The sequence below is a fragment of the Hyalangium minutum genome (genome assembly GCF_000737315.1).
Lineage (GTDB): Bacteria > Myxococcota > Myxococcia > Myxococcales > Myxococcaceae > Hyalangium > Hyalangium minutum.
This window is the reverse complement of record NZ_JMCB01000019.1, coordinates 143,083-166,093: the sequence shown is the minus strand read 5'-3', so window position 1 is coordinate 166,093 and position 23,011 is coordinate 143,083. Positions and strand designations below refer to the sequence as shown.

The window sequence follows — 23,011 nt, the reverse complement described above, 5'->3', positions numbered from 1 at the left end:
CCGCTACCGCTCGAAGAACGACACCTGTTGGAAGCGCAGGCCGTCCAGGATTTGATCCACCCGTGCGCTGGACAGCGACCCGATGCGTTCCCCCAGGTGGGTCTTGTCGACCGAGGAGATCTGCGACACGACCACCACGCTCTGCTTGGGGAGGTTGCCCTCGCCCTCCTCGAGCAGGACGTTCCCCGGCTCGGTGGCCCGGTGCAGGTTCGACGTCAATGCGCATACGACCACGGTGGTGATGCGCGAGTGGTTGAAGACGTCGTCCTGCACCACCACGTGGGGATGGGAGTACCCCGGGACAGGCCCGCGCGAGTCATCGGGCGCGATCCAGAACACGTCCCCGCGGTTGATCCTCACGTGACGGGTGCCCGAGGGTTCTCCTGTGTTCTCCGTCATGGTGTGCTCGCGTGTGACTTGTCGATGATGCGGTAGCGCACCCACTTCCCGCCAGGCACGTCGCCCGGGAAGAAGAACGCATACTTCTTGTCGGCGCTGATGGCTATGCCCTCATGCCCGAGCACCAGATGGGCCTGTGAGGGGTCGCTTCTGCTAGACTTCGCCAACACTCCCAGGTTGAAGGAGCGCTTGTGCGGAGACTCTTCCTCGGAGGGCTGGTGATGCTAGGGACGCTCGGGTGCCCTCACGCCTTTGGGCGTGGAGGCACCCTGGATCGTGCGGCTCAAGCGGACATCGAGGAGATGCTTGAGGATGGGGAGTGTCCGCCGAAGGAACACCTTCAGGAATACTGCGCCACCCAGCCAGATCCCGAGGAGTGCGACGCCAGGTGTGCCGGGAGGTGAAGAAGCGAACCTGGGCAGCACTGATCGTAGGGGCTCTCTTCATCTTGCCCTGGGCCTTGTTGCTGCGGGGCTTGCTGCCTCAAGAGTCCCGTGCTCTGGAAGAGTGGGAACTCAACGTCAGTCCCGTGCTTACACCCGAGCAGAGGCTGGGCCGGGCAACCTACTGGCGCCCCTGCGAACGGAGCGCGGAGTGCGAGCCACCCCTGGGATGCCTGACGCATTCCGCGTTCAAAGAGCCGCTCTGCGCTGACAGCCAGTGTGAGACAGACGCGCAGTGCCGCGATGGCACCACCTGCCAAGCCGTGCGTACAGAAGGCAGTGGCCCTTGGGTTCGCCTGTGCCGGACCGTCGGCCTGCGCAAGGAGGGCGAGGAGTGTGGAGGACTGCTGGCGCTCAGTCGTGAACGGGCGTGTGAGCGAGGCAGTGTCTGTGCCAACTCTTTCTGTGGACGCCCCTGTCGCCTGACTGTGCCCGCGAACTGCCCGGAGGGCTTTGTTTGTGCTCAGAGCCCGCATGCGCCGCCAGCTTGCCTTCCCTCCTGCGAGCGCAAAGGGTGCGCCGAGGGGCAGACGTGCGTCCGTCATTTCTCGGGGGCCTCCACTTGTGCGGTGGTACTCGGTGATAACTGCCAGGCCCAGCCCTGTCCCTCGGGTCAGCGCTGCGCGGTGTTCAGCAGGCCCGATCGTCCGGGTGAAGCACGCATGCTGTGCTTGCAGGAATGTGGTGCCGACCAACCGCCGTGCCCGCAGGAATACCTCTGTATCGCGGGGAGCTGTCGGCAGGCCTGTGATTCCCAGCGCCCCGGCACCTGTGGGCCCTTCGCTCATTGCATCCAGAAGGAACCAGCGCGCCCCGGCTTTTGCCAGCTCGATGGGTAGGCCTCATTGGGCCTTGGCATCATAAGAACCGCGCGGCGAGCAGGTCCTGCACGTCTAGCAGGCCCACGGCCCGGCCTTCAGCGTCCACCACGGGCAGTTGGTCCACTTTGATCTCGCGCATCTGCGCTGCAGCCGTGAGCACCAGCGTCTCTGGGCTCACGCACCGCGGCTGGCGGCCCATCACCTCGCGCACCGGCACCGTGAAGTCCGTGCGGCCTTGCTCCACCAGCCGCCGCAGGTCTCCGTCCGTGAAGATGCCCACCAGCCGGCCTTGACGATCCACCACGTTCGTCGCTCCCGGCCGGCCCGGCGTCCGCGTCATCACAGCCACCACCTCGGACAACTTCGCCGTCTCCCGCACCACCGGGTTCGCAGGGCCCGTGCGCATCACCTCGAACACCCGCTGCACCGAGCGCCCCAGCTTCCCACCCGGATGCAGCAGCGCGTACTCCTCCGTCCCGAACTCCCGCGAGCGCAGCAGCGTCATCGCCAGCGCATCACCCACCGCGTGCAGCGCCGCCGTCGATGCCGTCGGCACCAACCCCATCGGACACGCCTCTTCAATACGCCCGATGTCCAGCACCACGTCCGCGCCCCGCGCCAGCGGGCTCTCCAGCCCACCCGTGATCGCAATCACCGGCGTCCCCAACCGCCGGAACGACGGCAACAGCCGCAGCAGCTCCTCCGTGGACCCACTGTTCGACAGCGCCAGAATCACGTCCCCGCGTCCCACCCGCCCCAAATCCCCGTGCACCGCCTCCGCCGGGTGCAGGAACACCGAGCGGATGCCCGTCGACGCCAGCGTGGCCGACAGCTTCTGCCCAATGAGCCCCGCCTTCCCCATCCCCGTCACCACCGCCTGCCCTTGGCACTCGCGCAGCAACCCGAGCGCCTTCAGGAACGACTCGCCCAGCTGCACGCCCACGATGGCCCGGGCCTCGGCCTCCAGCACGCCTCGGGCGTAGGTGAGCGCCGCCTCGTCATCCTCCAGAGGAGGAGACACGCGGGCGGCAGCCGTCTCCCTGCCGGGAAGGGCGCGGAGGCGGGGCTTGTTGGCGGGGGTGCGGCGGGCGCGGGCCATGGGTGCCGCTCTTGTACCCCCGGGCTACCTCAGGCCGCTACCCTTGACGCAACCCGGGCCATCGGTTACGCGCTCGCTCGGCCGGCCCTCGGGCTGAAACACCTTTACTCCCTGCTCGCGCAGGTTTTCCCACAAAGGGGATGAGATGAAGTTCTTCATCGACACCGCGGACGTTGGTGAGATCCGCAAGGCGTACGACATGGGCTGCGTGGACGGAGTCACCACCAACCCCTCCCTCCTCGCCAAGGTCGGCCGAGGCCTCGAAGAGACCATCCGTGAGATCTGCTCCATCGTCGACGGCCCCGTCAGCGCCGAGTGCGTCTCCCTCGACGCCCCCGAGCTCATCAAGGAGGGCCGCACCCTCGCCAAGATCCACGACAACGTCGTCGTGAAGATCCCCATGGGCGTCGAAGGCATGAAGGCCGTCAAGGCCCTCACCTCCGAGGGCATCCGCACCAACGTCACCCTCGTCTTCTCCGCCAACCAGGCCCTGCTGTGCGCCAAGGCCGGCGCCACCTACGTCTCCCCCTTCGTCGGCCGCCTCGATGACATCTCCGAAGAGGGCATGGACCTCATCGCCAACATCATCGAGATCTACGGAAACTACGACTTCGCCACCCAGGTGCTCGTCGCCAGCGTCCGTAACCCCGTCCACGTCCTCCAGGCCGCTCGCATGGGCGCCGATGTGGCCACGCTGCCCTACAGCGTCATTCAGCAGCTCGCCCAGCACCCCCTCACCGAGATCGGCATCAAGAAGTTCCTGGCCGACTGGGAGAAGGTCCCCAAGAAGTAGGACTTCCTGCGCCTGACGCTCTGCGTTACAACCCCCGCCACCACACCCCCGAGGAACGCATGGACTTCCAGCTCACGGACTCGCAACGAGCGCTCCAGGAGACCGCGCGCAAGTACGCCCGCGAGGTCATCCGCCCCAAGGCCGCCCACTATGATGAGACGGCGGAGTTTCCCAAGGACCTCATCTCCACGGGCTACGAGCTGGGGATGATGAACCTGGGCATCCCGTCCGAGTGCGGGGGACTGGGCCTCACCCACCTGGAGCAGGTCCTCGTCTGCGAGGAGCTCGCCTGGGGCTGCGCGGGTGTGGCCACCTCGCTGTTCGCCAACGACTTGGCCAACCTGCCCATCGTCCTCGGGGGCACCGAGGAGCAGAAGAAGCGCCTGCTCACGCCCTTTACCGAGAAGCCCAAGCTGGCCTCCTTCTGTCTCACCGAGCCCGCGGCCGGCTCGGACGTAGCGGGCATGAGCACCACTGCCCGCCGGGACGGGGACCACTACATCCTCAACGGCTCCAAGTGCTTCATCACCAACGGCGGCTACGCGGATCAGTTCACCGTGTTCGCCACGATGGACAAGAGCAAGCGCCACAAGGGCATCTCCTGCTTCGTCGTCGAGGGCAAGGCCGCGGGCCTCACCATCGGCAAGCACGAGAACAAGATGGGGCAGCGCGCCAGCAACACGGTGACGCTCACCTTCGAGGACGTGCGCGTCCCGGTGGCCAACCGCATCGGCGAGGAGGGCGAGGGCTGGCGCATCGCCATGGAGACGCTGGACAACAGCCGTCCCACCACCGCCGCCTTCGCCGTGGGCATCGCCCGCGCCGCGCTGGAGCACAGCCTGGAGTACAGCGCTCAGCGGCAGACGTTCGGCAAGCCCATCCGCGACCACCAAGGCATCCAGTTCATGCTCGCCGACATGGCCATGAACATCCAGGCCGCGCGCCTGCTCACCCACCAGGGCGCGTGGATGCTGGACTCCGGCCAGAAGAACACCCTGGTCTCCAGCTACGCCAAGTGCTTCGCCGCCGACATGGCCATGAAGGTCACCACGGACGCGGTCCAGGTCTACGGCGGCTACGGCTACATCAAGGAGTACCCCGTCGAGAAGCTGATGCGCGACGCCAAGCTCATCCAGGTCTACGAGGGCACCAGCCAGGTCCAGCGCATCGTCATCGCTCGGGAACTGTTCAAGTAGAAAAGTAAATCTGTGGCCTCCGGAGGATTCCCGTTGCCCGAGGGGTGGCGGCTGCCTATGACTCCGGCGCCCTTATAAGGAGAGCAACAGCCGTGAAGATCCTCGTCACCGCCAAGCGCGTGGAAGACCCCGAGTCCAAGATCAAGGTCAAGCCGGATGGCTCGGGCATCGTTCAGGAGGGGCTCAAGTACAAGATCAACCCCTTTGACGAGATCGCCGTCGAGGAGGGCCTGCGCCTCGTCGCCAAGCACGGCGGTGAGGTGGTGGTGGTGTCCATCGGTGGCAAGGAGGTGCAGGAGCAGCTCCGCCACGCCCTCGCCATGGGTGCCCACCGCGCCGTGTGGGTGAACCACACCGGCCCGCTGGATCAGCTGGGCATCGCTGGGCTGCTCCAGAAGGTCGCCGAGAAGGAGAAGCCCGACATGGTCGTGTTGGGCAAGCAGTCCATCGACGATGACCAGAACCAGGTGGGCCAGTACCTCGCCGAGTTCCTTGGCTGGAGCCAGGCCACCTTCGCCTCCAAGGTGGAGTCCCTGGAGAGCGAGCAGGAGAAGAACAAGGCCCCCGCGCTCGCCGTGGGCGCCGATGGCAAGTCGGTGCGCGTGGTGCGCGAGGTGGACAACGGGCTGGCCACGCTGGAGTGCGCGCTGCCCGCCGTCGTCACCACGGACCTGCGCCTGAACCTGCCGCGCTATGCCAGCCTCCCCGGCATCATGAAGGCCAAGAGCAAGCCCATCGAGGAGCTGACGCCGCAGAAGCTCGGTGTGGACGTCGCCCCGAAGATTCAGGTGCTGAAGATGTCCTCGCCGCCGCCGCGCAAGGCCGGCATCAAGGTGGCGGACGTCGCCGCGCTCGTGGACAAGCTGCGCAACGAGGCCAAGGTCGTCTAGGCCCGCTCCTTCAACTGTTTCTTCGAGAGATTACTGGAGTCTTCAATGCCGATCGTTCTCATCGTTGCCGAGCAGCAGCCGGACGGGAACCTGCGCAAGGCCACCCTCAACGCTGTCACCGCGGGCCGCACCCTCGCCGAGAAGGCGGGCGCGGAGCTGCACCTCGTGTTGCTCTCCAAGGACCCCTCCAAGGTGTCCGAGGAGCTCAAGGGCCTGGGCGTCAAGGCGGTGCACACCGCGGGCGCGCCCGAGCTCGAGCACTACCTGGCTGAGGTCTACACCCCGGTCATCGCCGGCCTGGCCCAGGAGCTGAAGGCCGACTACGTGGGCATGGCGTCCACCGCCATGGGCAAGGACCTGATGCCCCGCGTGGCCGCCCGCCTGAAGGCCGCCATGGCCACCGACGTCATGGCCTTCAATGGCAGCGGCGCGGAGGTCACGTTCACCCGGCCCATGTGGGCGGGCAACGTGTTCGCCGAGGTGAAGCTCACCACGCCGGTGAAGGTGTTCACCGTGCGCGCCACCGAGTTCCAGCCGGCCGCGGGCGGCCAGGCCGCCGCCGAGGTGAAGACCTTCGCGCCGAAGATCGAGGCGTCCAAGACCAAGTTCGTCGACTTCAAGGAAGTGAAGAGCGCTCGCCCCGAGCTGACCGAGGCGCGTGTGGTCGTCTCCGGCGGCCGTGGCACCAAGGGCGACTTCAAGGAGATCGAGGCCCTGGCCGATGAGCTGGGCGCTGCCGTGGGTGCCTCTCGCGCCGTGTGCGACGCGGGCTGGGTCCCCAACGATCTGCAGGTGGGCCAGACGGGCAAGGTGGTTGCTCCGCAGCTCTACATCGCGGCGGGCATCAGCGGCGCCATCCAGCACCTCGCGGGCATGAAGAGCTCCAAGACGATCGTCGCCATCAACAAGGATCCGGAGGCCCCCATCTTCCAGGTGGCGGACTACGGCCTGGTGGCCGACCTCTTCAAGGTGCTGCCCGAGCTGCGGGAGTCCCTGCACAAGCTGAAGTAGGCCTGAGGCCAGCCTCAGCGCTGGCATGGGAGCGGAGGGGCGGTGGCGAGTCAGCTCGCGCCGCCCCTCTTGCGTTGCGGGCTACAGGTTGATGTCCGACTTGCCGTCACCGTCTTCTTGGGTGTCGGCGTCGTCCTCGTCGGACGGGCCCGCTCCCGGGGGCGGCGGTGGTGCATGGGGCGGCGGCGGCGCATCGGGCGTGGGCGGGGCAAGCTCGCGCTTCCGGACGCCGCCCACCTTGTCCATCAAGTCGATGGGCTCCTGGCCGGGGACCTCCACCTCGAGCACCTCGTAGACCCACTCGTCGTTGCTCTTCACGGCCTCCATGCGGAGGACGCCGTCCTCCTTGGGACCGTCCAGCTCGATGGTCGCCTCGGCCCGGCTCTGGCCATTGGCGTAGTGGACGTTGCTCTGCTGCTTCAGCGGGTGGGTCTCGATGGGCGTGCCCAGCACGGCCTGCACCTCGGAGTCCGCCCGGGCGATCTCCAGGGCTCGCGTGGAAGCCGGGTTGTTGGTGACGAAGTTCCACCCCAGCGCCCCCGCCAGCAAGGTGAAGCCGCAGCACGAGGCCATCAGGCCCAGGCACCCAACGGGGACCGCCCACTTCCAGTTGCGGCTCCACCAGCTGCGCTGGGGGGCCATGTTGCCTTCCGGCGACGTCTCCATGAGGCCTCCTCGACGGGACTGCGGCCCTGTCATATGCGCTTCCCGGGGGAGGGCCCAGCTTCTCGTTCGGGAGGCAAGCGGGGAGGGTCATCCGCTTGGTACAGGCCGAGGGGTGCGGGTAGCATGGCTGCACACTTCGTGAGCCCGGGAGGGCCCCTGGCCGGAGGGAAGGAATTCGAGCGGCTCGCGAGCGCGAGCCAGGACGTGCTACGCGCCATCCCCCGGCTGCACCCGGAGGCGGGCCTGCAGCGCGTGTCGGGAAGGCTCATGGCGGCCGGGCCAGACGAGTTCCTGCACACGTTCGAGGATGCACAGGGGCGGGTGTCCGAGGTGGCCGAGCGCATCCTGGAACTGGTGGACGGACGGCGGACGGTGGCGGACATCGTGGCGGTGCTGTGTGACGAGTTCGAGGTGGAGCCGCAGGCATGCCGGGAGGACACGGCCGCCTTCGTAAGACTCCTCGTAGAGAAAAAGGTGCTGGTACTCGGGCCGTGAGGGCCGGGCCCGCGCCGGGAATGCCGTGGTGGGCCGCCGGAGCCCACCGAGAGGAAGAGAGACGTATGCGCCGATCGGTATCGCAAGGGCTGCTGCTGAGCCTGGTCCTGGTGTGGGGCGCCACGGGCTGCAACTGCGGAGAGCCGCCCGTCGAGTCCGAGCTCGCGGTGGCCTTCGACACGCCCAAGGACGGACAGCGGCTGACGCTGTCGGACGACGTGGATCCGGCCACGGACGGCTTCCAGTACGAGGTGGTGGCGTCGGCGAGCGACACGGCGGGCCGGGCGGTGACGCTGGTCAGCGCCAAGCTGGAGGTGCGCACGCCCAGCGAGCAGACGTGGACGGCGGGGCCCCCGGCGGTCATCGAGGGCGGCACGGTGCGCTTCCCCGGCACGGTGCTTCAGCCGCGCACCAACCTGCTGCAAGTGACGGTGGAAGAGGCGGGCTCGCACCGCACGGCCACCCAGCGCATCACCGTCACGGTGTCCACCGAGCCGCCGAGCGTGGATCTGACGCAGCCCGCCGAGGGCCAGGTGCTCCGCGAGGCGGATGACGCGGATCCGGACACGGCGGGCTACCAGCTCCACTTCTCCGTGAAGAGCGTGGGGCTGGCCGGGAAGACGGGCACGCTCTACTGCGAGCAGGCCTGCGGCGTGCCCCCCACGGACTTCACGGTGAACAGCAGCGGGCTCACGCAGGTGTCGGTGACGCTCGCGCAATCCGCGTGCGAGGCTGAGCAGGCCGCCTGCTACGCGGTGGTCCGCAATGGCGACAAGGAGGTGACGTCCGGCAAGCGCAACATCCAGCTGGACACGGTGGCGCCGCGCGTGGAGGTGGTGTCGCCGGTGGGGCCCGTGGCCTCCACGACGTTCCGGATCGACGCCACCGTGGGCTGTACCGAGCCGGGAGTGACAGCCACCCTGTCGCGTCCCGGAGCCACGGAGCTCTCCACGCCGGTGGATGCTGGGAACGTGTCGTTCCCCGCGGTCACCGTTCCGGCGGATGGGAACTACACCTTCACCCTGCGCCTGGCGGATGCGGGCGGCAACATCACCACGCGGCAGATCCCCGTCACCGTCGCGAGCACCGCGCCCACCATGCGGCTCGTGGTGCAGCGGACCATCTCCTCGGACGCGGATCCGGGGCTCGAGGGCGTGCAGGCGCCCGTGACCGTGCAGGCGGACTCGCTGCCCGTGGGCTCCGAAGTGCGGTTGTTCACCTCCGTGAGCGGCCAGTTCGCGCGCCCCCAGCGGGCGGTGACGGTGGCCTCGGGCAACTTCAAGGAGGCCTCCTTCACGGCCCAGCTCGCCGAGGGCGCCAACACCGTGCAGGCCTGTGTGCGCAATGCTGCGGGCATCGAGCGGTGCGCGGCGGAGAGCGTTACCGTCTCCACAGGGCGGCCCCTCTGCGGCATCGTCTCCCCGTTGGAGGGCGCCATGGCGCGCACCTCGCCCCTCTCGGTGCGCGTGGAGTCGGGCAACGGTCCCGTCACCGTGGTGGCGTATGACCAGAACCGCGTGGAGAAGGGCCGCGCTTCCGGGACGGCTTCCTCGGGGACAGCGCAGATCTCGCTGCCGCTCACTGGGGACGGCGAGTACCGCCTGGTGGCCTCCTGCCCTGGAGGCGGCACGAGCCAGTCTCTCGCCTTGGGGGTGGACGCCACGCCCCCGGTGCTGAGCTTCAACGTGCATGGGGTGCCTGCGGAGCAGACGACCCTGGGCTCCGAGCTGAACGACACCTCGGTGAGCCCGGGCATGCAGATCTCTCTCGATGTGAGCACGGAGCCGGGGGCCTCGGTGCTGGCCACCGGTTGCGGCACTGCGGTGGGCGCGGCGGGCACCGCGGACGCCAGCGGCAACCTACTCTTGAGGGATGTCTCCGTGCCGATCTCCGGCACGTGCACCCTGCAGGTGACCGCGACGGATGTGGCGGGGAACACCCAGTCCGTGAGCCGGAACCTGACGCTGGCCTTCGCTGGCAGCTCGCTGCAGTTCGAGTCTCCGGCGGCGGGCCGCTACCTGAGCAACGCGGATGGGGCTCCCAGGACAGGCGGAGGGCTGCTCGTGACGGTGCGCCTGTCGATGACGCCCTCGGCGGCGGGGACGCTGCGGCTGCTCCGCGGCACGACGGAGCTTGCCTCCATGCCCGTGGCAGCGAGCGACCGAGAGAAGGAGTTCACCAGCGTGGCGCTGGAGGAGGGCGCCAATGTGCTTCGCGCCGAGCTCACTGGCCCCGGCGGGACGGTGGCCTGCGCCACGGTGCTGTTGCTGGTGGACACCCAGCCCGGGAACATCACCCTGGAGCTGCCCGCGACTTCCCCTGCGACCTATAAGGCCAGTCTGGACGCAGCCCCGGAGCAGAGCGGCATCCAGGCCGCGCTCCAGTACAACGTCCCCGACCGCTCGCCCAATGCCGTCGTGGACATCTGCACGAGCGTGGCCCTCGTCGCGGGGGCCGCGCCCTGCCGGGATGGCTCGGGCTGGTTCACCCTGGCCACGAACGTTCCCAGGCTGACGCCGAACTTCACCTACCCCGATGGGCAGTACGCCCTGAAGGCCGTGCTCGATGATGGCGCCATCTCGACGTCCCGGGAGATCTCCCTCACGGTGGACAGCTTGGAGCCGGCGGTGCGGACGGTGGAACTGCTCGGAGACAACGGCGACTTGCGCATGAACGAGGCGGAGCTCCGCACGGGTCCGCCGCAGCTGCGCGTCGCCATCGATGGCCTAGAGGATGGACGCCCGGTCCAGGTGCGAGACCGCGCCAACATGAACATCGTCTACGGCCAGGCCACTGCCACCGCGGGCCAGGCCACCGTCACGCTCTCCTCCATGCCGCAGGGCATCACGTCGGACTATTCCCTCGTCGTCACGGTGACGGACGCCGCGGGCAACCAGAACCGGCTGTCCAACCCCACGACGTTCTACCCGATCAACACGGCAGCCTTCTTCGCGTTCCGCATGGACCCGGTGAAGCCCGGAGTGCGCATCGTCGAGCCCACGCGGACGTCGCTCGGCGTAGCTCATGACGCCTCCTCCGCGGCGGGCTTCCAGCTCCGGGTGAAGGTCAACACGGACGCGGACGTCGAGGGCAACGGCATTCACCTGGAGCTCTCCCCCACGGGCGAGGCCGTTGATCTGTCGCCCTCCGCGCTGGAGGCGGCGTATGACTTCACCCTGCCCGGTACCGGCAAGGCGACGTACACGCTCACCGCCACCGCCGTGGACTCCTCGGGCAACGTCAGCGCGCCGGTGGTGCGCACCCTCACCGTCGATCTCGATGTCCCCGTGCTGGACCTGATTTCGCCCACGGCGAACACGGTCTACGACAGCACGAGCGTCCCCGTCCGGGTGAACGTGACCGCAGATGACGTGAGTACGGTCCACATCCTCTCTCAGGTGGGAACGGACACGAGCACCCAAGAGGTGATCGGCGATCTTCAGGTGTCCTCGGGTGTGGCGCAGGGCACGCTCAACTTCCGCGTGGGCGTCTGGACGGTCATCGCCCAGGCCAGCGATCCGGCGGGCAACGCGGCCACGGCCTCGGCGGCGAATGTCGACGTCCGCCAGGCGGGCTGCGACATCACCCTCACCACTCCGTCCGCGGCAGTGGTGAAGCTGCTGGCCGGGGATGATCTGGATCCGGGGACGCCCGGCTTGCAGTACCGCCTGCGCGGCACCACCCAGGAATGCCGCGGACGCACGGTGTCGCTCTTCCGCGGCGCCACCTCGGCCACCGCCGAGGCCACCGCCACCGCCGATGCAACGACGGGCGGCTTCTCCTTCGACGTGACGCTCCAGGACGGGGAGGCCACGCAGTTCCGGGTGCAGGTCATCAACCTCTCCAACCTGGCCACGGAGGACTCGGTGGATGTGACGGTGGACATCACCCCGCCCGTCATCACCTCCATCTCCCCGGCTCCCACGACGCTCTATTTCGTAGCCAGCACCAACCGCTACCTGTACCCGACGCCCGCGCCGGACCGGGTGGTGGACGGCTCGCCGGGCGGTGACGCCAACGCGATCTTCACCCTCCGGGTAGACCAGGGCGTGGGCAGCAGAGTGCAGGCCTTCTACCGGGGCAACCCGGTCTCGCCGGAGCTCATCGTCCCTGAGCCCGATCCCGCGGAGGGAGGACTCCCCCCGCGAGTGGAGCTCCCGGTCACGCTGCCTCATGCCACCACGGGCACTCTCGAGATCCGCGTCCAGGAGGACTCCGGCAACGTGGCGCGCCACACCGTGGCGGCGACGGTGGATGTCATCCCTCCGCAGGCCTCCACCATGACGGCGGTCCTGGTCGCGGGGCAGGAGCGCGCGGCCCGGGTGAACGTGACATGGACGGCCAGCGGAGACGACGGCGTGTCCGGCGTGCCCGCAGGCTACGATCTACGGTGGACCATCAACTCCCAACTCCGGACGGGCTTCTCCAATGACACTGAGTACTTTGGCTCCCGGGTCAAGCAGGAGACCGGCGCGCTGCTGCCCTCCACGGCCACCAGCTACACGCTGACGCTGCCCCCGCTGGCCAACTACTTCATCCTCGTCCGCCCGAGCGACGAGGTGGGCAACTACCCGCCGTTCCAGGCCCCGCAGCAGCTCAACAACATTCCCACGCCCAAGGAGTTCCTCAACCCGGGCGCCGGTGGCAACAGCTTCGGGCTGAACATCATCGCGCGTGGCGACCTCAACGCGGACGGCTTCGATGATCTGGTGGTAGGCGCTTCGTCCAGCACGCCGGGCATCACTCACGTCTATTACGGCTCAGCCAACCCGCAGGTCGAGAACCGCCAGGACATCACGCTGCCGCAGGGCAACCAGTTCGATGGCGCGGACTTCGACGTGGGCGACGTGGGCAACTCCGCGACGGATGTCGTGCAGGATCTGCTGGTCGGTGGGCGGGCTTACTCGGGCACCAGCGGCCGCGCCTTCCTCTTCTTCGGCCGCCGGGGCACCACGGTGGACACCGCGAGTCCCATTGAGTTCCGCCACGCTTCCAGCATCGCGAACGCCTCTCTCGGCGGCACCGTGAAGATGATCGGCGACATCACCGGGGACGGGCTGCAGGAACTGATCCTCAGCTCGCACGGTGAGAGTCCCCCCAAGGCATACCTCTTCTACGGGCGCTCGCAGGACGCGTGGCGCGCGCTGGGCACGAGCTGCAACACCTCCGCCCCCTGCGTCGTCCCGTCGAGCCGAGCGGACAAAATCTTCACCGCGCCCGCAGGCACCCTCTTCTTCGGGCGCAACCGCGGCTATGTCCGGCTCGGAGACATCACAGGGGATGGGGTGCCGGACTTCACGATCCCCTCGTCCCACGAGTCCCAGAACAAGGTCTACGTGTACTCGGGCGCCACCGTCCGCTCCTTGCCCGGGACCGCCGTCTCCTTGTCCGACGCCGTGCAGGTGCTCAACCAGCCTTCCTCTACGGGTGGTAGCGCGACCAACGGCTTCGGTACCGAGGCCGTGGGAGGGGTGGATCTGGCCGGTGGCTCCGCGCTGGATCTCGCGGTGACCATGGCGTCCGAGAGCAAGGTGTTCGTCTACCGGGACGGGAGCGCCTCTGGCTTCACGACTCCGCCGCTGCTCATCACGGGAGGCGGACGCTTCGGCTCCGCCATGGCGCGAGGTGACCTCAATGGGGACGGCCTCGTGGATCTCGCTATCGGGCAGAACCTCCGTCCGGGCGGCGCCGCCTCCATCTTCTACAATCGCGGTGTCGCGGGAGCGGAGTTCGATCCGGCCCAGGAGAACGGCTTCTCCCAGTCCAAGCTGGAGTCCAACAGCTCGCTCGGGATCAGCGTGGCCATCTTGGACTTCAATGGCGACGGAAAGCTGGACTTGGCCATCGGTGACGATACGTCGGTTCCCGCCCGTGTCGTGGTGTATTATTAGAGAGTACCCATGACCACGGCGCAGGCGGCTCCGGCCGGCAAGAAGAAGAAGCCTTACGTGCCACCTCAGGTGCGCTCGGAGCGGCTTCTCGTGCCTGATCTCTTCCAGCCGAGCTGCTTCGTGGATCCCGAGAACCCCCCGAACTGCTTGTAGGCGGGGGGCCCATGCGGCTGCGTTTCGGGGACTGGAGCGTGGGCGTGGATGAAGTCCTCCTGACCCAGGCGGGTGCACGGTGCACGTTGGAGCCCTTTCGTGCCACGGCCGAGGAGCCGCTTCGCCTGGTGCTGCAGGGGGGGGCGCTCGCCGAGGGGCAGGGGACACCGCTGGATCCGCGCCATCCCTCCGGGCCCCGCTTCCGGGTAGAGGGGGAGCGGGTGCGCGTGGAGCTGCCCCAAGCCGAACTCGACACAGAGCTGGCGCTGCGCGTGGGGATGCAGCTCGCGACGCTCCGGCAGGGCGGCCTGCTGCTGCACGCGGCGGCCGTGGCCTTCCAGGGGAGCGGCGTGGTGGCCGTGGGCCCGAGCGGGGCCGGCAAGTCCACCTTCACGAGGCTGTGCGCCCGGGCCGCTCAGGCCGACGTGCTCTCGGACGAGGTGGTGGCCCTCTATCCGGGCGGGCGAGTGGAGGGCAGCCCGTTCTGCTCGGAGCTGGATCTGCCCTCGTCGCTGGCTCGTGCGCGACTGGCCGCGGTGCTGTTGCTGGCCAAGGGCCCTGAGGAACGGATGGAGGAGGTCTCCGCCCAGGAGGCCATCGCGGCGCTGATGGGACAGGTGTTCCGGCCGCTCCCTGGGGAGGCTTCGTCTGGAGACATTCTCCAGCGCCTGGCCCGCATCACCGAGGGTGTTCGTCTGAGGCGGTTCGTTTTCCGCAAGGACGAGGCCGCGGCGGCTTTCGTGAAGAGGTGGCTGGATGAGCCGTAGGCGCCCCGCCGATCTCCTGGATCTCATCGAAGCGACGCCCCCTGGCCAAGAGCTGTGGGTGCGGGGCGCTGGCCGCAGCCTGTATCCGCTCCTGCGCAGCGGGGACTCTGTCCGGGTGCTGCGCTGTGCGCCGGCGGAGCTGGCCCGGGGCGATGTCGCGCTCGTCCGGGTGGGGCGCAAGCTCCTGGCGCACGTGGTGATCTCGGCCTCGCCCTTCCTGACGGCGCCGCTGCTGGGCGGCAAGGATCCCGTGGGCGAGCCACTCGGGCGTGTCACGGCGCTGCGGCGGGGAGGCTTGCTTCTCCCGCTGCCCCGGCTCATCCGTCCCACGTTTTTCCTGGGACAGCGGGTGCTCGCTGGGCTGTGGGCTCGGCCTCGGGCGCGGACATGGTTCCGCCGCCTCCGGGACTTCACCGTGGCGGGTTGGTCACGGCCACTGCGGCAGCGCTTGCTGGGACGGCTCGAGGTCCGGCTGCTACGGGAAGAGGATCTCGACGCATTGCTCGTCTTCGCGGGAGAGCGGCTGCTGGTGCCTTCGGGTTTCTTGAGGCAGCAACTTTTGGGCCGATGGGGCCGGGCGGACGGCTCGCGGGGGGCGGCGGCGGGGGCATTCGACGCACAGGGACGGCTATGCGGCTTTGCTTACCTGGACGACTACCGCGAGGAGGGACTGGCGCTGGAGGGGCTCTGGGTGCGTTCGCTGGTGGTGGCACCTCGGGCTCGGAGGATGGGGGTGGCGTACCGGATGCTTCAGGTGCTGCTGGAGGAGGCCCGGAGGCAAGGCGCTGAGCGCATCTTCGCGGACATCGACGAGGACAACTTCGCCTCGCAGCGGACCTTCAAACGGGCCGGCTTCCAAGATTCCTCGGCGGAGCTCACTCGGCGGGTCAACGCGGAGTGGCGAGCCTCGGGGGGAGGTAAGCCCCTGGTGGTCCTGGAGCGCTCCGTCAGTTAGTTGCAGGAGGGGGATTGCACGGAGGGGGAAGGTGCGCCAAAAGCGTCCGTCCTGCTGATCTCCTCGAGGTCCTCCCTTGAGTTCCCCGACTCCTGCAGCCCCTGCGGCTCCCACGCCTGGCCCCGCAGGCGATGCCGACAAGATCTGGCTGAACGCAGATCGCAGCTTCTTGATCATGCTGGCGGTCTTCTTCCCGCTGGCGGTCGCCTCGCACTTCTTCTGCGCCATCCTTGGCGTCACGTTCTTCTTCGTTCCGTGATGCAGGCCACGGAGGAGCACCAGGCCCGTCTCCGGGCGGATGGCGCGCTGGTACTCCTCACGGTGTTGTGGGGCACCACCTTCGTGGTGGTGAAGGATGCGCTGAGCTACGGTGATCCGTTCGTCTTCCTCACGCTGCGGTTCGGCGTGGGGGCCTTTGTGCTCAGTGGGGTGGCGGGACGGCGGCTGTTCGTTCCGGCCACCCTGCGCCGCGGCACGGTGCTAGGCCTCTTTCTGTTCGGGGGCTTCGCGCTGCAGACGGTGGGGCTGACGGACACCACGCCCGCGCGCTCGGCGTTCTTCACCGGGCTGTACGTGCTGCTGGTGCCGGTGGTCATGCTGGCGCTGTTCCGCCGGGTGCCCCGGGTGTCCTCGTTGGCGGGCGTGGTGCTGTCGGCAGTGGGGCTCTACTTGCTCACGGGCGCGGCCGTGGGGCAGGCAGGGCTCTCGCGGGGAGACCTGCTCACGCTGGCGTGCGCGGTGGCATACGCGTTTCACATCGGCTTCACGGAGCGGTACGCGCCCAAGGAGGGCGTGCAGGCGCTGGTGGCCGTACAGCTCTGGGTGGTGGCGCTGCTGTCCGCGCTGTGCCTGCCCTTCGCGGGTTCCCGGGTGGAGTGGACCCCATCCTTCTTGGGGGCAGTAGCCTTCTGCGGCGTGTTCGCCAGTGCAGGGGCGCTCAGCGTCCAGACGTGGGCGCAGGCTCGGACGTCCGCGGTGCGCGCGGCGATCATCTACTCGTTGGAGCCCCTGTTCGCGGGGGCCTTCTCGGTGGCGCTGGGGTACGAGAAGCTCGGGGCTCGCGAGTGGGTCGGCGGGGCCCTCATTGTCCTGGGTGTGCTGGTGGCGGAGCTGGGCTCGGCCTTGTGGGAGCGGTGGCGCGCGAGGGAGGCTCCCCAGGAATGAGAAGGGCAGGGGAGGGTGGCTGCCCGGGTGCTGAGGCGACGGGCGGGCGAAAGCGAAGATGAAGGACACAGGGGGCTCGGGGCGCGCTATAGGGAAAGCTTCCGCATGAGCGTCGAGCTGAGGCGAAACGGACTGCACCTGACAGGGACCCCGCTGTCGCTGGACGCGACACGCAAGAGTCCGCTGTCCTTCGTCAGCCACGGCCACACGGACCACATCGCTCGGCACGAGGCCACCATCTCCACGGCGGCCACGCTGCGCTTCATGACGCACCGGCTGGGGCCTGTGGGCGCGCCGCTGGCGGTGCCGTTCAACCAGATCTTCGAGCTGGGCTCCCTGACGCTGGAGCTGCTGCCCGCGGGGCACATCCTGGGCAGCGCGCAGATCCGGGTCATCCGCTCGGACGGCAAGCGCATCGTCTACACGGGGGACCTGAACGTGGTGCCCTCGCTCACGGCCGAGCCCGTGCAGGTGGCCGAGTGCGACACGCTCGTCATCGAGGCCACGTTCGGCCATCCGCGCTATCGGTTCCCTCCGAAGGACGAGGTGCTGGCGAAGGTGGAGGCGTGGGTGCGCCAGCAGCTGGAGCGGGGCACGGTGCCGGTGCTGCTCGGCTACCCGCTGGGCAAGAGCCAGGAGGCGATGAAGTACCTCGCGGGCAAGGGCCTCTCGCTGGTGGCGCACGCGTCCATCTTCGAGATGGCACAGCTCTACACGGAGCTGGGAGTCACCATCGAGCGGCTGCGGCGCTTCGACGGCAAGGTCGAGCCGGGCGAGGTGCTCTTCTTCCCGCCGCACCTGGCGCGCGGAGGCGGGCTGTCGGGGCTGTGGCCTCGGGCGACGGCGGTGCTGACGGGCTGGGCGCTGGACCCGGGTGCGGCGTACCGCTACGGGGCGCAGGTGGCGTTCCCGGTGTCGGACCACGCGGACTGCCCCTCGCTGGTGAAGTACGTGAAGGACACAGGGGCTCGCGAGGTCATCACCCACCACGGCTTCAAGGAAGAGCTGGCGCAGCTCCTCCGGGAGCAGGGCATCGACGCCCGGGCGCTCGGGAGCAAGCCGCAGCAACTCGCGCTCTTCTAAGGAGGGCCATGGCGATGCAGCTGACAGCCCGTACGGTGCGCGTCCTCATTGGGGCCGAGCCGAAGAACCATGTCACGCGGGACATGCCCGAGGTGAAGGTGGGCTTCGAGGGCTTCGTGGGAGATCGGCACTCGGGGCTGACGCGGAAGGCGGACGTGCGCACGCCGTGGTTCCCCAAGGGGACGCTGGTGCGCAACACGCGGCAGGTGTCCCTGGTGTCTACGGAGGAACTGGCGCTGATGGCCGAGGCGCTCGGGCTGCCCCAGGTGCTGGCGGCGTGGCTGGGCGCGAACCTGGAGCTGGCCGGAGTGCCGGGGCTGACGCAGCTGCCGCCGGGAACGCGGCTCTTCTTTCCCGAGGACGTGGCGTTGGTGGTGGAGGGGGAGAACGAGCCGTGCCGGAAGGCGGGCCGGGCGCTGGAGGCCCACCACCCGGAGCAGGCAGGGCTGGCGAGCCGGTTCGTGAAGGCGGCACACCACCGGCGCGGGCTGGTGGGGTGGGTGGAGCGGCCGGGGGTGATCCGCCCGGGGGACAAGGTGAAGGTGATGCTGCCTCCCACGGTGGCGTATTCCCTGCCCACTGAGCCCGGGAGTGTCGGCCAGTCGACGTGATCCCTTGGGGAGCAGGGAGTGCCTGGGGCCTGGCGGCGGCTGGCGGTCCCGAGCGTTACGATGGGGAGACCCTGCTCGGGAGGAACGCCATGCCTGCCACTGGTTCCAGAACGCCTGCCGCGACGACGCCCGCCTCTCCCGGACGCAATGCCACGTACACCATCCACGCCAAGGACACGCTCGGGTCGGTAGCCAAGGCGAAGCTGGGAGATCCCAAGCGCTGGACGGAGATCGCGGAGCTGAACAAGGACATCCTTCCGGACCCCAACCGGCTGCCAGTGGGCATGACGATCGAGTTGCCTCCAGCGAATCGCGCGGAGAAGCCCGTGCAGCCGCCTGCGGTGAAGGGGATCTTCTGGCCCGAGCGCTTCCAGGGGAAGGCCGCGCTCACGTTCGATGACGGGCCGCACCCGGTGAACACGCCGAAGGTGCTGGACATCCTCAAGCGCTACGGAGCGAAGGCCACGTTCTTCGTGCTCGGCAAGAAGGCGCGCGAGTATCCCGAGCTGATCCGCCGCATCGTCGCGGAGGGGCACACCCTGGGGAACCACAGCGATGACCATCCGGACTACGTGAAGGTGAGCCGGGAGGAGATCGAGCGGCAGCTCAATGCGGCACAGGCGGCGGTGGATGCCGCGCTGGGCCGCTCCCATCCGATGGTGCAGATGCGCCCACCGTATGGCTCGATGGACAACGTGGTGAAGGAGGTCATCCACGCACGCGGGAACATGGCGGTGCTGTGGAACGCGGACTCGTGGGACTGGCGCTACCGCAACGATGACCCGCGCATCCTGGCGAACGTCTTCGCGGTGCCGGGCGGCGTGCAGACCACGGGTGGGGCGATCCTCTTCCACGACATCCACCCGCAGACGGTTCGGGTGTTGGGGGACGTGCTCACCCGCCTGAAGCGCCTCGGGATTGCCGTGGTGACGACGGATGAGCTGCTGCGCCAGAAGTACGCGGCAGCGCCGCCTCCCGCGGTGAGCTGAGCCACGGGGGCGGCCGCGCCGGTGTTGCCTACGCCTGCTTGAGCGACGCGATGTCGATGACGAAGCGGTAGCGCACGTCGTTCTTGATCATGCGCTCATAGGCCTCGTTGATCTTCTGCATGGGGATGATCTCGACGTCCGAGACGATCTGGTGCTTGCCGCAGTAGTCGAGCATCTCCTGCGTCTCGCGGATGCCCCCGATCATCGAGCCGGCCAGCCGCTTGTTCCCCCCAATCAGCGAGAACGCGGACACGGGCGTAGGCTCCGGCGGGACGCCCACAATCACCATCGCGCCCTGCGGACGCACCATCCCCATGTACTTGTTGTAGTCGTGGGGCGCCGAGATGGTGTTGATGATGAGATCGAAGTGGTTGGCCAACCTCTTGAACGTGGCCTCGTCCTTGGTGAGCGCGAACCCCTGCGCACCCAGCTTGCGCGCATCCGCCTCCTTGGAGGGAGACGTGCTGAGCATCGTCACCTCGGCGCCCATCGACACCGCGAGCTTGACCGCCATATGGCCCAGTCCGCCCAGCCCCACCACGCCGACGCGGTCGCCCTTCTTGCAGTTCCACTGCCGCAGCGGAGAGTAGGTCGTGATGCCCGCGCACAGCAGCGGCGCCGCACCCGCGGGGTCCAGGTTCTCCGGCACCTTCAGCACGAAGTGCTCGGCCACGGTGATCTGCGTCGAGTAGCCGCCGTAGGTCGGCGTCTTCCGGTCCATCTCCGTCCCGTTGTACGTGGCGGCCATGCCCCTCTCGCAGAACTGCTCGAGGTCCTTGTGGCACGTGCCGCAGTCGCGGCAGGAGTCCACCATGCACCCGACGCCCACGAGGTCCCCGGTCTTGAACTTGCTGACCTGCGGGCCCACCTGCTTCACCCGGCCGATGATCTCGTGCCCGGGCACCATGGGGAACAGGGCGCCGCCCCACTCGTCGCGGGCCTGGTGGATGTCGGAGTGGCACACGCCGCTAAAGAGGATGTCGATGAGCACGTCACGCGGGCCGGGCTCGCGCCGATCGATGGTGGTGGGCGCCAGCGGCTTGTTGGGAGCAGCGGTGGCATAGGCGGGGGTCTTCAGCATCGGTGACTCCGTTTGAGTTCGTGAGGATGGATGGGTCCCAAATCTGCTCTGGAGATTCGTTTCGCGAAACAGGCAGAATGTGGACGTGCTCTTTAGGAAATCTTCAGAATGGCCTTCACGCCCCTCAATGCCCTGAACCAGTTCCTGGAGGTCGCTCGGCGCCGCAGCTTCGCCGCCGCCGCGAAGGAACTGGGCATCTCTTCTTCTGCCCTGAGCCAGTCCGTCCGGCAGCTGGAGTCCCGGCTGGGGGTAACCCTGCTCTCACGGACCACCCGGAGTGTGGCGCTCACCGAAGCGGGCCGCCGCTTGTTCGAGCAAGCCAGTCCGGCCGTCAACCAGGCCCTCGAGGCCATGAAGAACACGTCCTCTCAGCGGGGCACCGTGACAGGGAGGGTCCGCCTGACCGTGCCCGACATCTCCGTGCTGCCCGTCATCACGCCCCTGGTGCCCCGGTTCGCCGAGCGCTACCCCGAGGTCGAGCTCGAGATTCAGGTCGACAACCAGCGGATCGACATCGTCGCCGAGGGCTTCGATGCCGGCATCCGGCTGGAGGAGTTTCTGGAGCGCGACATGGTGCACGTCCGGCTGACGGAGGCCAGCCGGTTCATCGTCGTCGGCGCACCGTCCTATCTGGAGAGGCGGGGCGTCCCCAAGCGGCCCAAGGATCTCCTCACGCATGACTGCATCTGCTACCGCTTTGGCACGGGGGCGTCCTACGCGTGGGAGCTCGAGCAGGGAAAGAAGACGTGGCGCGTCCCGGTCCGTGGACCGTTCACGTGCAACAACGAGCGGCTGATGATCACCATGGCTCAGGAGGGCCTGGGGCTCCTGTACGCCTTCGAGCCCTCGGTGGCGGCCCAGCTGAAGCTCGGCACCCTGCGGCTGGTGCTCGAGCCCTACGCGGCGCACGTGCCAGGGCTGTTCCTCTTCTTCCCCAGCCGCACCCAGGTCTCCCCGGCGTTCCGGGCCTTCTTGGACACGGCCCGGGAAGTCCTCGCGGAGTAGACGCCTCGCTCAGTCCACCTGGGACTGGACGATCAGCTTCTCCTTGCCGCACACGTCACAGCGCAGGTGGATGAAGAGGTCGTCGTCGCTGTCCTCGGGCACTTCGCCCTCGGGCACGCCGAGCTCCGTCTTCGCCAGCGCCGCCACCTTCACCGGGATGTCCGCCGCCTTCAGCGCCTGGACGTACGTCATCTCCCGCTCGTGGCACTCGCGCGTCTCGGGGCCCGTCAGCCACTGCGGCTCCATGCCCTCTGGCAGCCGGCTCACCAGCTCCAGGTTCGACACCGTCTCCGCCAGGTACGCCAGCCGTCGCAGCCGCGCCTCCTCCGGGAGTGCCGCGAACACCTGGAAGCCCTCGAACAGCGCGTTGCGGTTCTCCGCCGTCGCCGCCTGCGCCAGCTCCATCGCCGGCTCGGCCGACTCCAGCGCCTCCTCCCAGTTGTTCTCCGGGTTGAAGCCCGCCTCCAGCAGCGCCGTGTACAACTGCGTCGCCGCCAGCCGCTTGCGTGCCTCCTGCAGGTGCTCCACCACCTCGTGCGTCAGCCGCAGCTCCAGCAGCGCGCCCGTCACCCGCGGATCAATCGCGCCCGTCAGGTCATCTACGTCCACCTCGGCCCGCAGTGCGTCCTTCAGCACCTTCGCCGCCGAGAACCGGAACAGCGGCAGCACGCCGACCTCGCGCAGGTACATGGCCGCCACCGCCGCGTCCTTCCCGCCCATCCGCAGCGCCTTCTGCGCCCGCTCCACCGCGTTCGGGTCCGCCCCCGGCTTCTTGTTCTCCAGCCGGGACTTCACCGCCTCGCGGTACATGGCCTCCAGCGACGAGCCCGGGGGCAGCCGCTGCGGCACCAGCGGCCTCAAGCCCGGCACGTCCAGCACCCAGACCGGCGGAGCCGCCTGGCGCTTCAGCGCCCGGAAGAACAGCGCGCCCGGCGGATCCTGCGGCTTGAACGGAGGCAGCTCCTCCTGCAGCGGGCCCACCACGGCCGCGGCCGCCGCGCCCAGCGCCTTCTCGCGCTGCTCACGCGTGAACGCCGTAATCCCCTGGGCTGGGGGAGGCGGCGGGGGAGGGGCCTCCTCGCCATCCAGTCCCACCACCCGGTCCATGTCGACGTCCTCCATCTCGACGTCGTCCAGTCCCGTGGCTCCCGTGAAGTCGCAGCGCAGCAACTTCAGCTTCTCGAAGGTCGCCCCCTCGAGGTTCGCACCGCGGAAGTCACAGTCCTGCAACCGTCCGCCGTGGAAGTACGCGTTCGACAGGTCCGCGTCCCGGAAGTTCATCTTCGACAGGTCGCACCGCTCCCACTCCGAGCCCACGAGCTCGAGCCCTGAGAGGTCCGCGTTCGCGGAGAAGAGTTGGGTGAACGTGGCGCCTGTATGGTCGGTGGGCACCTGGCCGGCCTTGCGGAGCTTGTTCCACTCGGCCGAGCCACTTTGAAGCAGCTTCTCGATACTGGGAGCCTTCGGCATGGACCAGCCATTATTCGTGTGGTCTGGTC

At 68.4% G+C, this 23,011-nt stretch carries 21 protein-coding genes; 15 read left to right on the top strand and 6 right to left on the bottom strand.

What is annotated here, in order from left to right:
- Positions 1-3: 3 nt before the first annotated feature.
- From DB31_RS36185 to DB31_RS36175, 3 genes are all read right to left on the bottom strand, one after another.
- Positions 4-399, bottom strand: coding sequence for a type II toxin-antitoxin system PemK/MazF family toxin (locus tag DB31_RS36185; protein WP_044196685.1), 396 nt, complete (start codon positions 397-399; stop codon positions 4-6).
- Positions 396-566, bottom strand: a complete 171-nt coding sequence (locus DB31_RS49315) for a hypothetical protein (RefSeq protein WP_157232341.1) — start codon at positions 564-566, stop codon at positions 396-398. Before DB31_RS49315 ends, DB31_RS36185 begins: the two co-directional genes overlap by 4 nt.
- Before the next feature lie 1,134 nt (positions 567-1,700).
- Positions 1,701-2,762: a KpsF/GutQ family sugar-phosphate isomerase gene (locus tag DB31_RS36175; protein WP_044196681.1), complete on the bottom strand. Its 1,062-nt coding sequence runs from the start codon at positions 2,760-2,762 to the stop codon at positions 1,701-1,703.
- Between the two features lie 145 nt (positions 2,763-2,907).
- On the opposite strand from DB31_RS36175, the gene fsa reads away from it, so the two are divergent.
- The 4 genes from fsa (at position 2,908) to DB31_RS36155 (ending at position 6,652) form a co-directional block, all read left to right on the top strand.
- The gene (gene fsa, locus DB31_RS36170) at positions 2,908-3,555 is read left to right on the top strand and encodes a fructose-6-phosphate aldolase (protein WP_044196679.1); all 648 of its coding nucleotides are present in this window, start codon (positions 2,908-2,910) and stop codon (positions 3,553-3,555) included.
- A 59-nt stretch (positions 3,556-3,614) separates the two neighbouring features.
- A complete protein-coding gene (locus DB31_RS36165; RefSeq protein WP_044196677.1) occupies positions 3,615-4,751 on the top strand; it encodes an acyl-CoA dehydrogenase family protein in 1,137 nt (378 codons plus the stop codon).
- A 92-nt stretch (positions 4,752-4,843) separates the two neighbouring features.
- Positions 4,844-5,641, top strand: a complete 798-nt coding sequence (locus DB31_RS36160; RefSeq protein WP_044196675.1) for an electron transfer flavoprotein subunit beta/FixA family protein — start codon at positions 4,844-4,846, stop codon at positions 5,639-5,641.
- A gap of 45 nt (positions 5,642-5,686) precedes the next feature.
- Positions 5,687-6,652 (top strand): electron transfer flavoprotein subunit alpha/FixB family protein, encoded by a 966-nt coding sequence (locus DB31_RS36155; protein WP_044196673.1) that lies wholly within the window; start codon positions 5,687-5,689, stop codon positions 6,650-6,652.
- 81 nt (positions 6,653-6,733) lie between these two features.
- Here DB31_RS36155 and DB31_RS36150 read toward each other — a convergent pair whose 3' ends face one another.
- Positions 6,734-7,318, bottom strand: coding sequence for a cytochrome c oxidase assembly factor Coa1 family protein (locus DB31_RS36150; RefSeq protein WP_044196671.1), 585 nt, complete (start codon positions 7,316-7,318; stop codon positions 6,734-6,736).
- A gap of 123 nt (positions 7,319-7,441) precedes the next feature.
- On the opposite strand from DB31_RS36150, the gene DB31_RS36145 reads away from it, so the two are divergent.
- The 10 genes from DB31_RS36145 (at position 7,442) to DB31_RS36105 (ending at position 19,426) form a co-directional block, all read left to right on the top strand.
- Entirely contained in the window at positions 7,442-7,813 is a 372-nt protein-coding gene (locus DB31_RS36145) for a PqqD family protein (protein WP_044196669.1), read from the top strand.
- A 65-nt stretch (positions 7,814-7,878) separates the two neighbouring features.
- Positions 7,879-13,704 (top strand): FG-GAP-like repeat-containing protein, encoded by a 5,826-nt coding sequence (locus tag DB31_RS36140; protein WP_240487057.1) that lies wholly within the window; start codon positions 7,879-7,881, stop codon positions 13,702-13,704.
- A 9-nt stretch (positions 13,705-13,713) separates the two neighbouring features.
- Complete coding sequence (locus DB31_RS49310; RefSeq protein ID WP_157232340.1) at positions 13,714-13,857, top strand: hypothetical protein; 144 nt, start codon at positions 13,714-13,716, stop codon at positions 13,855-13,857.
- Between the two features lie 11 nt (positions 13,858-13,868).
- Entirely contained in the window at positions 13,869-14,624 is a 756-nt protein-coding gene (locus DB31_RS36135) for a P-loop NTPase family protein (protein WP_044196668.1), read from the top strand.
- Positions 14,614-15,579: a GNAT family N-acetyltransferase gene (locus tag DB31_RS36130; RefSeq protein ID WP_205628629.1), complete on the top strand. Its 966-nt coding sequence runs from the start codon at positions 14,614-14,616 to the stop codon at positions 15,577-15,579. The genes DB31_RS36135 and DB31_RS36130 overlap by 11 nt, the downstream gene beginning before the upstream one ends.
- Positions 15,580-15,655: 76 nt before the next feature.
- Positions 15,656-15,838 (top strand): hypothetical protein, encoded by a 183-nt coding sequence (locus DB31_RS36125; protein ID WP_044196666.1) that lies wholly within the window; start codon positions 15,656-15,658, stop codon positions 15,836-15,838.
- Complete coding sequence (locus DB31_RS36120) at positions 15,838-16,743, top strand: DMT family transporter (RefSeq protein ID WP_044196664.1); 906 nt, start codon at positions 15,838-15,840, stop codon at positions 16,741-16,743. The genes DB31_RS36125 and DB31_RS36120 overlap by 1 nt, the downstream gene beginning before the upstream one ends.
- A gap of 105 nt (positions 16,744-16,848) precedes the next feature.
- The gene (locus DB31_RS36115) at positions 16,849-17,826 is read left to right on the top strand and encodes an MBL fold metallo-hydrolase (protein ID WP_044196661.1); all 978 of its coding nucleotides are present in this window, start codon (positions 16,849-16,851) and stop codon (positions 17,824-17,826) included.
- A gap of 8 nt (positions 17,827-17,834) precedes the next feature.
- The gene (locus DB31_RS36110; RefSeq protein ID WP_044196660.1) at positions 17,835-18,437 is read left to right on the top strand and encodes an MOSC domain-containing protein; all 603 of its coding nucleotides are present in this window, start codon (positions 17,835-17,837) and stop codon (positions 18,435-18,437) included.
- Between the two features lie 89 nt (positions 18,438-18,526).
- Entirely contained in the window at positions 18,527-19,426 is a 900-nt protein-coding gene (locus tag DB31_RS36105) for a polysaccharide deacetylase family protein (RefSeq protein WP_052420524.1), read from the top strand.
- Between the two features lie 28 nt (positions 19,427-19,454).
- On the opposite strand, the gene DB31_RS36100 is transcribed toward DB31_RS36105, so the two are convergent.
- Positions 19,455-20,507 carry an NAD(P)-dependent alcohol dehydrogenase gene (locus DB31_RS36100; protein WP_044196658.1) on the bottom strand — a complete coding sequence of 351 codons (1,053 nt, stop codon included), beginning with the start codon at positions 20,505-20,507 and terminating at the stop codon, positions 19,455-19,457.
- A 108-nt stretch (positions 20,508-20,615) separates the two neighbouring features.
- Here DB31_RS36100 and DB31_RS36095 point away from each other — a divergent pair, with 108 nt between their 5' ends.
- Entirely contained in the window at positions 20,616-21,512 is an 897-nt protein-coding gene (locus DB31_RS36095) for a LysR family transcriptional regulator (RefSeq protein ID WP_044196657.1), read from the top strand.
- A 9-nt stretch (positions 21,513-21,521) separates the two neighbouring features.
- Here the strand turns inward: DB31_RS36095 and DB31_RS36090 are convergent, their stop codons facing one another.
- Complete coding sequence (locus tag DB31_RS36090; RefSeq protein ID WP_044196655.1) at positions 21,522-22,982, bottom strand: pentapeptide repeat-containing protein; 1,461 nt, start codon at positions 22,980-22,982, stop codon at positions 21,522-21,524.
- Positions 22,983-23,011 lie beyond the last annotated feature (29 nt).